At 59.5% G+C, this 15,018-nt stretch carries 9 protein-coding genes; all 9 read left to right on the forward strand.

Annotated elements, in window-relative coordinates; genetic code table 11:
* The first annotated feature begins 53 nt into the window (after nt 1–53).
* The 9 genes from WS57_RS04500 to icmH all read left to right on the forward strand — a co-directional run bounded on the left by WS57_RS04500 (nt 54) and on the right by icmH (nt 14,951).
* Complete coding sequence (locus WS57_RS04500; protein ID WP_069243797.1) at nt 54–2,591, forward strand: type VI secretion system Vgr family protein; 2,538 nt, start codon at nt 54–56, stop codon at nt 2,589–2,591.
* A 9-nt stretch (nt 2,592–2,600) separates the two neighbouring features.
* Nucleotides 2,601–3,443, forward strand: a complete 843-nt coding sequence (locus WS57_RS04505; RefSeq protein ID WP_069243798.1) for a DUF4123 domain-containing protein — start codon at nt 2,601–2,603, stop codon at nt 3,441–3,443.
* Entirely contained in the window at nt 3,440–5,998 is a 2,559-nt protein-coding gene (locus WS57_RS04510; protein ID WP_059518665.1) for a T6SS effector BTH_I2691 family protein, read from the forward strand. Before WS57_RS04505 ends, WS57_RS04510 begins: the two co-directional genes overlap by 4 nt.
* Before the next feature lies 1 nt (nt 5,999).
* The gene (locus WS57_RS37545; RefSeq protein WP_059518663.1) at nt 6,000–6,941 is read left to right on the forward strand and encodes a DUF6708 domain-containing protein; all 942 of its coding nucleotides are present in this window, start codon (nt 6,000–6,002) and stop codon (nt 6,939–6,941) included.
* Between the two features lie 75 nt (nt 6,942–7,016).
* A complete protein-coding gene (locus WS57_RS04520) occupies nt 7,017–7,958 on the forward strand; it encodes a DUF6708 domain-containing protein (RefSeq protein WP_069243799.1) in 942 nt (313 codons plus the stop codon).
* Between the two features lie 68 nt (nt 7,959–8,026).
* A complete protein-coding gene (locus WS57_RS37810) occupies nt 8,027–8,305 on the forward strand; it encodes a PAAR domain-containing protein (RefSeq protein ID WP_081056880.1) in 279 nt (92 codons plus the stop codon).
* Entirely contained in the window at nt 8,302–9,600 is a 1,299-nt protein-coding gene (tssL, locus tag WS57_RS04525) for a type VI secretion system protein TssL, long form (protein ID WP_230945458.1), read from the forward strand. Before WS57_RS37810 ends, tssL begins: the two co-directional genes overlap by 4 nt.
* A 25-nt stretch (nt 9,601–9,625) precedes the next feature.
* Nucleotides 9,626–13,714: a type VI secretion system membrane subunit TssM gene (gene tssM, locus WS57_RS04530; RefSeq protein WP_069243801.1), complete on the forward strand. Its 4,089-nt coding sequence runs from the start codon at nt 9,626–9,628 to the stop codon at nt 13,712–13,714.
* Nucleotides 13,715–13,733: 19 nt separating this feature from the next.
* Nucleotides 13,734–14,951: a type IVB secretion system protein IcmH/DotU gene (icmH, locus tag WS57_RS04535; protein ID WP_069243802.1), complete on the forward strand. Its 1,218-nt coding sequence runs from the start codon at nt 13,734–13,736 to the stop codon at nt 14,949–14,951.
* The last annotated feature ends 67 nt before the right edge of the window (nt 14,952–15,018 follow it).

The raw sequence follows: 15,018 nt of genomic DNA on the forward strand, positions 1-15,018 counted from the left end.
GGATCAACGTATTGCATACGATCAGTGACTCGATTGATTCAAGGGGCATCGGAATGGCTTTGTTTGATGCATCACGGACGCTATCGGTTTCCGGCGCGGCGTTGCCGACGTACGGCGGTCAATCGCTCCTGACGCCGGTGAAGCTCACGGGCGGCGAGACGATAGGCGAGTTGTTCGAATACGTCCTGGAGCTGAAGACGCCGGACGCGCTTGCGTTCTCGCCGAGCATCGCTGCGAACGTCGATCTCGATGCGCTGATCGGCACGGAGGTGACCGTATCGATCCAGTTCGAAGGCCGCGGGCATTTCATTCCGGGCCTTGCCGGTGGTGCCGGTATGGCGAATGTCGGCGCAGGCATGCGCGAAATCACCGGCATTGTCAGTCAGGCGGCGATCGTCCGTGAAGACGGCCGTTCGATCGTCTATGCGCTGACGCTGCGGCCGTGGCTCTGGCATGCGACCAGGAATTGCGACTGCCGCATTTTCCAGGACATGACGGTTGTCGAGATCACGGATGCCGTGCTGTCGGCCTATCCGTTTCCGGTCGATAAACGGCTGACGACGCCTCGGCCGAACAAGGTATGGCCCAAGCGCGACATTCAGCGCCAGCATTTCGAAAGCGACTGGACGTTCCTGCAGCGTTTGTGGGAAGAGTGGGGTATCTGCTACTTCTTCGAGCATGGCGAAGGCAAGCATCGGCTCGTGCTTTGCGATTCGATGGGGGCGCTCAAGCCGCTCGGCAACGCCTATGCCGAGCTTCGCTACGAACCGCCGACCGGTCGGCGCATCGACGAGGAGCATATCCATGAATTCTCGGTGTCACATGCGCTGACCACGGGCGCGGTGACGGCTGTCGACTACGACTACACGTTGCCGCGAGCGAATCTGACCGTGACGCGCGAGGATCCTCGCGATACGGGCCTCGCCCATCAGGAGCGCTATTCGTGGGGTGACTATGCACAGCCGCAAGCGGGGGCTGCCGGACTCTCCGGCGCGCACAACGAGCCGCGCACCGAAGCGGAATACCTGACGCTGGTGCAGATGCAGGCCTGGCGGTGTCAGGGATTGAGAGCCCACGGCAAGGGCAATTTGCGTGGCATGGTCACCGGGCAGACGTTCGTGCTGTCGCACTACCCGCAGGACGCGGCGAATCGCGAATATGCCGTGATTGCCTGCCGGCTGACGATCGAAGAGATCGGCGAAGCGTCCGGGGCTGGTCAGCAGTATCGGTGCGAAGCAGATTTCACGGTGCAACCGACCAATGAGCCGTTTCGGCTACTGCGCACGATAGCGAAGCCGCGGATGAACGGCGTCGAGTATGCCGTCGTGACCTGTCCCGACAACCAGGAAATCTGGACCGACGCCTACGGGCGGGTGAAGCTGCAATTTCTGTGGGACCGGCTCGGCAAGAACGACGAGCGTTCCAGCTGTTGGGTGCGTGTTGCGGGCGCGTGGCACGGCGATCAGTTCGGCGGCGTTTTTCTTCCGCGTCGGGGGCAGGAGGTCGAGATTGCCTTCGTCAATGGCGATCCGGACTTGCCGATCGTCGTGGGGAGCGCGGTCAACGCATTCAATATGCCGCCGTTCGCGTTGCCGGAGAACCAGGCGCTTGCCGGTTATCGCAGCAAGGAAATCGGCGGCCGGCGGGCGAATACGCTGGCTTTCGACGATACGAACGGCAAGATCCAGGCGCATCTGTCAAGCGATGAAGGGTGTTCGCAGTTGAATCTGGGGTACATCACGCGTATTGCGGGGAATGCGGGGCGGCAGGAGGAGCGGGGAAGGGGGTTTGAACTTGCGACGAGTCTGTGGGGAGTAGTGAGATCGGCATTGGGAATGCTGATCACGACCGAGGCGCCATCGAATGCGCAAAGCCGTGCGAAAGAAATGGACGAAACAGTTCGGCGACTCGCGGAAGCGCGGGACACCCACGAACGGCTGGCTGGACTGGCTCAGCAGAATGGCGGGCAGGAACCGAACGGTGACCAAAGCGAAGTTACGGCCGCGCTGACGGTACAGAACGATGCGATACGAGGGGACGCAACGACGGAGGGCGACCCATTTCCCGAGTTTGCTGAGCCGCATATGACGCTTGCCAGTCCGGCGGGCATCGAAACGACGACGGCGGGCAGTACACACATCGCGAGCGGTGAACATCTGGCATTGACGACTGGCGAACATCTTGGCATTGCCACAGGGCGATCACTGTTTGCGACCGTCAAGGAGAAACTGAGAATTTTCGTATACCACGCCGGGATCAAACTCATTTCCGGTGCTGGTTCAATTGACATTGAAGCTCTCAAGGATGCCATTAACCTGATGGCAAAAGTCCGGATCAGGCAAACCGCGACGAAAATTGAAATCTGGGCGGAAGAAGAGTTGTCGCTTCGTGGCGGGAAGAGCTTCATTACGCTCAGTAACTCGGGGATTACCAACGGTACGCCGGGGCAGTGGCAATCGTATGCCGCAACGCACGAGATGCCGGGGCCAAGAAGCGCACCCGATGACATTCCGGCTGCCGAACTCAAGGTATGTGAACTGAGCACGATCAAGGCGGCTGCTCGGCACGCCGCGATCGTGCCGCTTCGGTGAGGAGGCGTCATGCAAAGTTATTCGCTTCCCGAAGCAATGCTGGTCTGTACGCACGTGTTGGCCGATCGCCTCCTGGTGCGCGATTGGCTGAGCGGTTTGCCTTGGCAAGACGCCGCCCCCGAATGGCTCGGAAACGAACGTCATCTGCTTCCCGCAGTGCTTCGACTTGATCAGCTTGACGATACGCAGCATGAGGAAATTGCGCGGTGTCTCGCGGTCGAAACTGCATCAGCGATATTGATTCGCAGCGACTTGAGCGCTGACGCGCTGGCGCGACGATTGGCTCGCCACGTCACGGTCACGCTGGCAGACGATTCCGCCGCCGTGCTGCGTTTTGCCGATCCTGGCGTTTTCATTCATTTGTTGTGGATCTTGCCGCTTCCGCATCTTGCTTCCCTGTGTGACGGTGCGAGCGGCTGGTGGGTCCCACATCATGACTTATGGCACGAGCTCCAGTTCCGAGATCGACCGGAGGCAGTATGGAGCAGGCTCGACGAGGCTCAATCGATTGCACTGGCCAACGTCGGACTGGTTAATGACACGCTCGCGACACTGCCTGCTGTGCCTGACCTGAAGCAGCTGTGGCGCTGCAGTCAGGAGATCAATCAATGGCTTTGCGTAGCTCAGAGCAAGTTTGGCCTTGCGTGTGCGTCCGATTGCGTCGCCTTTGCCCGACATGGATGCCTCTTGGGGGAAGGCTTCACCGGTCATCCGAAGTTGGCTCCCTATCTCCACGAGGCGGCCACCAATCCCGGTCTCTACGCTGAGGCGAGTGCGCTTCTCGAGGAAAGCGATTGGGACAACGTAATTGACGATATCGAACAGATGAATCGAAAACGGGAGGTTTCGTGACCAGACAAGATGCTTCACTCGCATTGCTGGAAAAGGCAAAGGCGATAGCTTTAGACGATTGCGAGTTTTGCCAAAAATCAGGTCTTGCCATTCTCCCGATCCGGGCAGCGGTCATGCGTCGAAATTCTGGCGCGCCGAATCTGCCGAAAAATCTGCAACCTGTTGATGGACAGGGTGGAAAGAGCCTTTCCTTGACGGGGCCGGCGGCCGCCTATACCGGTCGGACCCTGCGCGAAGGCTTTCTCTACGTGTACGACGAGCGAGGTACTTGGGAAAAGTACTGGATTACCCAACGAGGCTATCTAATGAAACTGCCGGTTGGGGTACCGTTGAACAGCGCATATGTCGAGGGGCGCGAGCCTTGCAACAAGACAGGGCACCGAGAAATCGCAGCCTGCATTACTGTGAAAGCTCCCAAAAGCGCTCGGCGGATTTGGGTTGGCTACTCGGTCGCCGAATGGACGCCGCGGGTACTCGAACTCAACCAGGAGGAAGCGTATCGCAGTCGCCACATGCGCGTATTCGATGTCAAGAAATGGATGGAGAGTGGCAAGGCGCCTCATGCGCAGGCGTTGGATAGTGTTGCATCCGTCGTAGCGGAGTATGCGCCGAAATCCAAGGTCGACACCTTTGCATTCTCGCCGTACGCATTCAACTCTCGCGCGTCAACCGCGGATAGCCTGTTGCATGCAGCTACGTCATTGGGTCCTGGGCCGGGCGCCATGCTGGTCATCGACGATCCTGCGGGAATGGCGACGGAAATTGGCGCTATCGCAGCGGAACTGCACAACGAATTCATGGCCGTTGGGGAGCGGTCTCGAAAACTGAGCGTTTCCACCGCAATTTTGAGCCTTCAAAGCGCCGTGGCTGATCGCGCGGAGATCAATGCAATTGTCGAAGGCGACGAGCTGGAGCAAGACGGTCATTGGGTTCCGGACGGAGTCGGGCGCATGACCTATGTAGCCAATCCTCCTAAGCTTCCTGATACCACGGTGGCGGACTTACGTGATGCCTCGAAGAAGTCGTGGGACAAGTATCTGATCGATTACGACGAAATTGCTCGCGGCGATTGGCACAACCAATTCAATACCGAATATGGTCAGTTTCACGATGAGATTTTGCATCCGTTGGCGATGTCTCACGTCCAGTGGATGACAAGCAATCAGATGCTGAACTATCTGAACTGCACGCATGACGACGCATCTGCCGGAGTGGGGCTCGTCTATGCCCGAACCCTCACCGCCTGTATCCAGGCTACGGAACAATTCAAGCCTTGCGCGCAGTTGTACATCCGTTGGCTTAACGGCGTGATTTCCGATGACAGGAACATCTTGCTGCGCGGCATCGTCCTGAATCTGAAGGGAAGCAGGAAGAAGTTCCTGGAAAGCCTCAAACCAGAAGTCGCGTGGAAAACGATTGGCTGGGACAACCTGATGCTGGCGTTCAACAATGCCATCGACGGAGTGGCGAAGCAGGCTCCGGAGGTGTTGGGAAAATTGCTGGCCTCGCTTGGCGGATCGATTACGCAAGTACTGCAAAGTGCAGCGGATGGACCGGTTCGCCACGCCCTTGTTGCGTGTGGCGTCGTGAGCGGGCGAGCAGTGGTGCCAGTCGAGTTGACCGGATCGTATAAGGCATACCGCGCGTCGCTTATCCGTCAGCTTCTGAAGGCCTCCGGCGTCAAGAAGATCAGCGAGAACGCCATGCGGCGCGAAGTCTCGCTTGCTTTACGGCGCTTGCAGATTCGTGGAGAACCGATGAACGCGGTTGTCTCAACGAAATTCCTGGTGATGATCGACGAGGAGTCAATCAAAGGGATGCCCAATGGCTTAAACAAGGCGGAACAGGCGAAATGGCTCGCAAACTCGGTTCGCTCCGCGGAGGAGATCGAGAGGCTGAATCTGTCGGCGTGGCAGGAGCGAGTCAATGTATCGCAAAAGATGGCAACCGCAGGCAAAGCGTTGCCGTTTATCGGCAACATGCTGGCGGGGCTCTTCCAGTGGGCCGCCTATCAAAAAGTATCGAAGGACCTGGCGGGCTCGATGAAGGATGACAGGCTGGAGACCCAGTTCAGGCTGGGAAGTGCCGTTATCGCGTTGGGTTCTACCGTGGCCGACTCCATTGCGAGGGCCGCCAGCAGTTTGGCCGAGACGACTTTGCTGAAAGGGCGGGCTGCGGTGTTGGAGGTGGTTGGAAGCATGTTTCGGTCTGCATCGAAGGTGCTGGGCATCGTGGCTGCAGGAATCAATTCATATTGGGATGGAAAGAATGCAATCGATGCATATAAAGAAAAGAACTTCCCTCTGTTCGTGGCTCTCCTAGCTTCTGCGGCTGTCGGTTCTCTCACTGCTGTTCTGATTGCATTTGGCGCGGTTTTCTGGGCGATCATGGCCACGCTAGCATTCATTTCCGCCGGCGTGACCGCGACATTTCTACAGGATGACAAGATCGATAAATGGTTGAAGCGTTGTTACTGGGGTTTTCTCGGTGAAGAAAGCCGCTATTCAAACGCAGAGTCGGAAATGAGCGAGTTTTCCATTTTATCGGGAAGTTGAAATGGATTATACGGGATTGCTCGCAAAAAAATATCGTGTAAATCGGAAGTTGACTAATGAGGAAAGGTTGAATCGCCTTGATCAAAAGGTGAGGCAAGATATAGACCCATTCTACAATATTTCGGTAATAAAACTGAATTCTGTATACCTCGAGTGTGTTGATCGGTGGTTTATCTATCGTGGTTCTGCGACCGCGTTGATTTTGATTTTCTTTGTTTCCGCTGTTCTTATGCTAATCGGACCGTGGCTCTTGACTTCGTCGCCGCATCTGGTCCCAACTGTGTCTGATCTAGTCTGGATGCTTACTGTTGCTTTAATTTATGCCCCTGGCTGTTCCTTGTTGATGTGGTTTTTTCTCAAGGAGTCGTTTTCTTGGACGCATTTTCCGATCAGGTTCAATTATAGAAATAAGAAGGTGTATGTGTTTCGGCGGGATGGAACCGTTTTGATTGCAGATTGGAACAACATGTTTTTCACCCTCGGGCGTTGCGAGCGGACGGTCGGTCAACAGAATTGGGATATCCGCGGTCACGTACTGGACGAGGACGGTGAGACAGTACGAGAGACATTCGCCTTACCGGGCGACACGATGCGCGTGGATCAATTGAAGCACTGCTGGGAATTTGTCCGTCGGTATATGGAGGAAGGGCCAGCGTCGGTGTACCGGGACGTCTACTGGTGCCACGATATTGCGGAGCGCCGTGAGAAGTACAAGGCGGGGCTCAGATACATGTTCTTCTCGCTGAATGGACAACCTATCGGACAAATATTGCTTTCGCCGGTCTTTTTCGTGGCGTCGCTCGGCCGATGGTTCGCGATGCGCACGAGCAAGATTCCGGTATGGCCGGCGGAAATCGAAGCTGAATGTGCGGTGGAGCCCTTCGACCCGTATCTGCGTGATGCGTCGCGCAACCCCGACAAGATCCCGATGGAGCCGATGTGATGATGCAGATCGAAACTGCTCTCGACATTCGAAGCCGAAGAACGGGTTTCGTCACTGTCGTAACTGGATTCTGACATGGACTACACGGGACTGTATGCGAAGAAGTATCGTGTGAATCGGAGGCTGACCGATGAGGAGCGGTCGAATCAATTTCATCAAAAAATACGTCTAGAAATTCCTCCCTTCTACAATATTTCCTTGATCGAAATGAACTCAACGTATCTTGAGTGTGTTGATCGTTGGTTTATTTATCGGGGATTTATGACGGTTGCGTGTTTGTATCTTTTTGCGGTTACGTTGAGCGTGATGGCGATGCCATTGTATATGAATACGGAGATGCATTTTATTCCTACTAGATTGGATTTTGGATTTATGTTGTTCTTCCTTCCTTTTGCAATCCCGCTGTGGGTGCTGCTTTCGTGGATATTGTTTAAGGAGTCGTTTCGGCTAACGCACTTCCCAATCAGATTCAATTATAGGAATCGTATGGTGTACGTATTCAAACCAAACGGATCGATCGTGCAAGCGAAGTGGGACGACATATTTTTCACCCTCGGGCGTTGCGAGCGTACGGTCGGGCAACAGAATTGGGATATCCGCGGTCACATACTGGACAAGGACGGTGAGACGGTGCGAGAGACGTTCGCCTTGCCGGGCGACACGGCGCTCGTGGAGCAATTGAAGCACACCTGGGAATTTGTCCGTCGCTATATGGAAGAGGGGCCAGCGTCGGTTTACCGGGACGTCTACTGGTGCCACGACATTGCGAAGCGTCGCGAGAAGTACAAGGTTGGACTCAGGTACATGTTCTTCTCGCTGAATGGTCAACCCATCTGGCAAATATTGCTTTCCCCGATCTTTTTCGTGGCGTCGCTCGGCCGATGGTTTGCGATGCACACGAGCAAGATTCCGGTATGGCCGGCGGAAATCGAAGCCGAATGCGCGGTAGATTCCTTTGACCCGTATCTGCGTGATGCGTCGCGCAACCCCGACAAGATCCCGATGGAGCCGATGTGAGTGCCGCGCCAATCGAATAACCGACGCACCGCACTGAAATAAAGCTCTCAATAAGCAAGGACCATTTGATGTCTCTTCCCATCGCAGTCTTAGGAGACCGTACCGATCACGGCGGCCGGATCATTACCGGCTCGACCACACATACGATCGGCGGCAAGCCTGTTGCACGGCTTCACGATCTCGTCGAATGCCCTCGATGCAATCCGGATGGCCGTCCGCACGGCCTGAACCGGATTATCGAAGCCCACCCAACGCTGACAGTAGGAGGGCGTCGTGTTGCTTTGCATGGACACCGCACCGAGTGCGGATGCTTACTCGTCGGCAGTACTGTTGCGAGGGTTGGATGATGAGCCGCGCGAAATACCTGGCTGGCGAAAGACACGATGTAACGGTTGCCGTCGACGTTCCGACGTTCGCAGATATCGTCGATTCCGACCGAAACAGGAAGACTTACGTGATTCCACCGGGCGAAGCAGAGACGCAGAGACTGAATGCGATCAGGCTGGCGCGGAATCCTTTGCTTGAGGCAGCGCGTCCGCTATTGAGAGCGCAGGCGGATATGCCCGATACCCTGGCAGGTCCTGCAAGTGAGCTTCTGCGCAAGATGCTGGAGCACGAGCTGCGCATCTTTCAGAAACTGTGCGAGCAGGCCAACATCCGCCGCGATCATATGATCGGCGCACGATACTGCCTCTGCACGGCGCTTGACGAGGCCGCGATGAGGACAGAGTGGGGCCGCAGTGGATCTTCCGGGTGTGAATGGGGTAACCGCAGCCTTGCGACAACATTCCATGAGGATCGCGACGGCGGCGAAAAAGTTTATCTGCTGATCGGCCGGCTGCTGCAGGCGCCTCACGAGCATCGCGATCTGTTGGAGGTGATTTACCGGGTCCTCAGTCTAGGCTTTGAAGGACGCTACCAGGACGTTGCCGACGGCAAGCGCAAGCACGACGCGGTTCGCCAACGGCTTTACACCGAAATCACATCGCAACGCGACCTCGTGCCGTTGACTTTGTCGCCCCACTGGCAACCCGGCACAAAGGGCAAGCGCCCGTCGTTCTACGAGTTCCCGGTGTGGATTACCGCAATGCTTTTGTCGGTGGTCCTGCTCGGCCTGTTCGGATGGTTCAAGTACGAACTATCCAATCACAGCGCGGACGTTCAGAAGCAGATTGCCGACATTGCCCGCATGACGCCGCCGCCTGCGCCGCCGCCGCAACTGCACCTCAAGCAGTTGCTCAAGGATGAAATCGCCGCCGGCACGGTCAGCGTCGACGAGGACGCTCGCCGAAGCGTCGTCACGTTCCGCGGCGACGCGATGTTCCGGCCCGGTGGCGCCTCTGTCCAGGCCTCGATGAATCCGCTGATCGCGAAGATCGCGGCAGAGATCGCCAAGGTCCCCGGCAAGGTAACGATTATCGGCTACACGGACAACGTGCCGATTCGCAGCCGCCAGTTCGCGTCGAATCAGGCGCTGTCGGAGGAGCGGGCCACCCAGGTCATGCAGATGCTGCAAGCCGCCGGCGTACCGGCGAACCGCCTGGAAGCCGTCGGCAAGGGCGATGCCGATCCGGTCGGCGACAACCGCACCGCGCAGGGCCGCGCGCAAAACCGCCGTGTCGAGATCGACGTCGCACGATAAGCCAGATCCGTTTCCGGAATAATCCATGAAGAAGTTTCCGTTCCTGCCGTTTCTGGCCTCGCGCCAGTTCCTCGCGTTCCTCGCACTGATCGTCGTTGCACTGGTGATCTGGTTCGTCGGTCCGTTCTTCACATTTGGCGGGCTCAAGCCATTCGCGGATGCCGGCATGCGTGCGCTGCTGATCGCGTTGCTGCTCGCCGGTGTGCTGCTCTGGCTTGTCGGGTGGTCGATCAGCATCGTGTTGGCCGCATTGCTTTGCTTGCTGATCTGGTACGCGGGCCCGTTGCTTGCGTTGGGTCGCACGGCGCCGCTGGAATCGGCGTCGGCACGTCTTGGCGCGATCGCCGTGGTGGCAGCCGTTTTCGTCGTCGTCGGCATGTTCCGCATTTGGCAAAAAATGCGCGAAGACGCCGCGTTCATGAAGAAGATGCTGCGTCTGGATCGCAAGAAGGCGGACCCGCTCGCGGCTTCACGTCTTGAGAAAGTCGAAGGCGGCGTGACGAGCGCGCTCGCGCGCCTGAAATCGATGCGTACCGGCGCACGCGGCCTCGGCAAGCTGTTCCAGGGCAAGCGCTATTTGTACGAGCTGCCCTGGTACATCACGCTCGGTTCGCAAGGATCCGGCAAGACGAGCATCCTGATGAACGGCGGGCTGGCATTTCACGTTGCCGAGCAGATGCAGCGCGCGGCCGCGAAACCGACTGCCGATGCCGCCGCCGTGGACTGGTGGCTGACGAATGACGCAGTGCTGATCGACACGACCGGCTACTACACGCGTCATGGCATGTCGACGGCCGAGGCCGCCGATACACGCGTCGCAGAACAGGACAAGCCGGCAGCTGACGTGGCCGACAAGGATGCCGCCAACGCGCAGGCGAGCCCGGAACGTTCCGCCGATGGCACGCAACAGGGCGCGCCTGCGAAATCGGAGGTGACGGCTGGCTCGAAGTCGAGCGTCGATGTCGTACCGCGTGCTGCCGACAGGCGCGAGCTTCCGCAGCAGATCGATCGCGCGGAATGGTTCGGCTTTCTCGGCCTATTGCGTCGACACCGGCCTCGTGCGCCGATCAACGGCGCATTGCTGACGGTCGATCTTGCGACGCTGGCAAGCGCGGATGAACAGGCGCGCGTCGCCGAGGCTGCCGCATTGCGCGCAAGGCTGGCCGAACTGAGAGAGGAACTGGGCGTTCGCTTCCCCGTTTACCTGACGATCACGAAGATGGACCGCCTCGCGGGCTTTGCCGAGTATTTCGGGACGCTCACGTCCGAGGGGCGGGCGCAGGTCTGGGGTTTCACGCTTCCATACGGCAAGGAAACGGTTGCGAAGGAAGGGCTGCGTGCGCGTTGTCACCACGAACTCGCGCAACTCGCGCAACGGTTGACGGGCTCGATCGATACGCATCTGCAGGACGAATACGACCTGAACAAGCGGCGAAAGCTTGCCGCGTTGCCTGAGGCGTTTTCCGCGCTGCTCGAACCGCTGCTCGACCTGATCGACCGCGTATTCCTCGATTCCCGCTACGACAATACGCAGCTCCATTCGACGTTGCGCGGCGTGTATTTCACGAGTGCCCGGCAACATGGCAGCGAGATCGTGGCGGAACGCCATACGGTCGTTCAACGTCTTCTGTCGACCGAGAAGCCCGCCGCGGTCGCACCGTCGCGTGCCGAGGGGAACCAGGGATTCTTCCTGCACGATCTGCTGACCCGCGTCGTGTTCCCGGAGGCGCATCTCGTGGCTCCCAACCTGCGTTGGGAATATCGCTACAGGCTGTTGCGCCTGATCGGCCACACACTGGCGCTGCTGCTGTTCGTCTGGCTGGCGATCGGCTTGCGCGTGAGCTACGGCAACAACAGCGATTATCTCGACGCGATGGGCCGCAAGGCGCAGGCGCTTGCCGCCCGCGTCACGGCGTTGTACAAGACGCCCGAACTGCAAGCCGTGCCCGACACGCTGACCGAGGCGCGCAATCTGCCCACGTTTCCGGGGCTCGACCTGTCCGATCCGGACAGCGCATGGCGCTACGGTCTCTACGTACCGACGGACATTGCCGCCGAAAGCCGCCGCACCTACGATGCGCTCGAAGACAGCCTCCTGCTGCCGCACATCGTGCATCGCCTGGAGGACGTCATGTCCGGGGCCATTGCCAGCAGGGATTCAAAAGCCGCCTACGATGCGCTTCGTGTGTACCTGATGCTGTACGACAAGGCGAAGTTCAATGCCGGCGACGTGAAGGCATGGGTGCTCGACGACTGGGCGAAGACCGACAGCGCCGCCGCTTTCGGCGGCAGGGCGTCGATGATCGAGCACGTGCAACAGCTGTTCTCCGGGGAGCGTGTCGTGCAGTCTTCGCTGATCCGCAACGACGCGCTGGTACGGCAGACGCGCGCGTTCCTTGACGGCAGCAACGCGACCGACCGTCTTTATCAGCGCGCGAAGGCCGCGATGCTCACGGAAGCACCGGACGAGTTCACGTTGCTGCGCGCTGTCGGCCCGCAGGCCGGAACGGTATTTACGCGAGCGAGCGACGCGCCGTTGTCGCGCGGCGTGTCGGGTCTCTTCACGTTCGACGGCTACCGGAATATGTTCGACAAGCGACTGCGCGAGTTCGTGCAACTCGCGCGCGACGACGACGCATGGGTGATGGGGCGCTCATACCTGGGCGAGGCTCAAAAAAAAACGGCTGAGATGATCAATGGCGCGGATGATGCGTTGACCGACGCCGTCCGCCGCGAATATCTGATGGAGTACGCGCAACAGTGGACGGCGTTTCTCGACGACATCCGCACCGTGAGCGGCACGAGTCTCGCATTCAATCTGAAGGTGCTGCGCAGCTTTGCAGCGCCGGATTCGCCGCTCGCGCGCCTTGCCCGCGCCGCAGTGCGCGAGACGACGCTCACGCAGCAACCCGTTGCGTCGAACGGTTCACTGCTGCAGAAGGCGGCCGACCAACTGAATCAGAAAGCCGACAAGGCGCTCGGCATTCGGGCCTCGGAGCGTGTCGAGCGGGAACTCGTCGACAATCGTTTCGCGGCGTTGCGCGAGGTCGTGACGGGAAACGTCGATGCACTGCCTGACGCGCACTCGGCCGGCACCCAGGCGGACAAGACGGGACTCGACGGCGTCGCCAACCTGCTGAACGACTATTACACGGCGCTGACCGTCGCCGATAACGCGCTGTCGAACAACAGCATGCCGCCGGCGAGCGACACGGCCGCGAAGCTGAAGATGGCCGCCGACACGATGCCTGCGCCGTTCCGCGCGATATTGCTCAAGCTCGCGGCCGACGGGTCGCGTGAGGTCAACCATGGGATCGGTCAACTGTTGTCGCGCCAGATGCAGGCGGTAGTCGGCGACACCTGTCGGTTGACGATCGAAGGAAACTATCCGTTCGCTCCCGACAGCAAGCGCGACGTCGGTATCGACGACTTCACGCGCGTGTTCGCACAGGGCGGCGTGATCGACGATTTCTTCGTGAAGACGCTGGCGCTGTTTGTCGATACGTCCGCGAAGCCCTGGCGCTATCGAACGCTGCCGGGCGCGACGGAGCCCGTGCAGGGGCCGGATCTCGAACCGTTCGAGCATGCGAAGGCGATTCGCGACATCTTCTTCAACGATCCGGGCCACAAGCAGATGACGTGGAAGGCCGATATTCGGGTCCCGGAGCTCGCGCCGACGATCATGAGCCTGTCGCTCGACATCGACGGGCAGACGACGCTTTACCAGCACGGTCCGGTTGCGCCCTTCACGATTGCGTGGCCGGGGCCGCGCGGCGGCGCGCACGCCGAGATCACGGCCAGCCCGCGCATCCGGCCGGACACGTCGACGATTTCAACCAATGGGCCTTGGGCGTTGATGAGGCTGCTTCAGAAAGGCAAGGTGATCGGAACGGCCACGCCGGGCCGCACGCGCGTCGCGTTCGGTTTCGACGGTCGCGAAGCGGTGCTCGACATCGCAAGCGCTGGCAGTGTCGCGAATCCGTTGACGAGCGACGTGTTGAAGACGTTCCGGTGCCCGACCTCGATGGCGATGTTCAGTTTGCCGGACAGCGGTCCGCCGCCCGGTTTGCCACAGGGCATGTTGCCGATAAACGCGGGAAGCGTTTCCCGTTGAATCGGAAGGGGCGATCAAGATGAGTCTGTTAACAGCCGATCTGCAAAGCCACGGCGGGAGCCTGGCGTCGCTGTCCGTCGCGACGAGGCTCAAGCGGGCGGAGCAGTCGATCAACCCGCTGCTCGAAGCCGCGCGCGTCTTGCTGGGTGCGTTGGCAGATACGCCCGACATTCTCGATGCCGATTCGGTAGGCCGGCGGCGACGGTGGCTGGAGCAGGAACTCCGGCTGTTTACGCGCCTCGGCGCTGAACTCGACCTCCGGCCGGACCATGTCCGGAGCGCAACCTATTGCCTGTGTTCGGCGCTCGATGAGTCTGCGATGCAGACGCGCTGGGGAAAAGGAGAGACCACCGGTGTCGAATGGGAGGTCGACGGGCTGGCTGCCGCGATGGGTCACGATCGTCAGGGCGGCGACCGTGTTTTCCGGCTGATCGACGAGGCATTGTGCAGCCCGCGCGAGAACCTCGATCTGATCGAGTTGTACCAGAACGTCCTCGATCTCGGGTTTCGCGGGCGTTACCGATTCGAGCGCGACGGACAGAAGCGCTTGAAGCGCGTTCGCGAGCGCGTGCACGACGTGGTCGTGACGGGCGGGGTGGGCGTGAATTTCGCAAGGGAGCCGATCCGACAAACGCGACGGACGGTCGACCCGTGGGTGCGTCCGTTGGCGATGCGTCGTTCGTCGCGCATCGGGGTTGTTGTCGGCATAACCGGGGCGTTGCTGCTAGGCGCGGCGGGATATGCCTCGGTGGACTATTGGCTCGTATCGAGACAGGCGCAACGCATGTCGCCGTTCGACTCGCTGGCTCGGGATCTGGAACAGCGGCTGCGTGACGAGGTCGCAGCAGGGAATGTCGAACTGATCCGGGATCCCGGACGCCATGCCTTGACGCTTCGCTTTGTCGGCATGTTCGTACCGGGCGCGGTGACTGTGGCCCCGTGGGGGGCTTCCGTCGTGGCGTCGGCCGGACGGGAAATTGCGTCGATCGCTGAAGGTACGGTCGTCCGGGTAGTCGGATACGCGGACAGCGCGCCCGCCGGGTCCGCGCGTCAGGTTTCCAACCAGGCACTTTCCGAAGCACGTGCCGAAAATGTCGCCCGGATTCTTGTCGCGGCCGGCATACCGGCACATGGCCTCCGCGTGGAAGGGCGTGGGGATGCCGACGCGTTGGCGGACAACGGTACCGAGTCGGGAAGGGCGAGGAATCGGCGCGTCGAAGTCATCGTCGCGGAATAACGCGGGAAATGTCGCGCTGGCGGTTATCCGCGGTCGATCCCGTATCGCATGCTATTGATTGTCGTCG

Origin of the sequence: Burkholderia pseudomultivorans, from assembly GCF_001718415.1 — a bacterium.
GTDB lineage: Bacteria > Pseudomonadota > Gammaproteobacteria > Burkholderiales > Burkholderiaceae > Burkholderia > Burkholderia pseudomultivorans_A.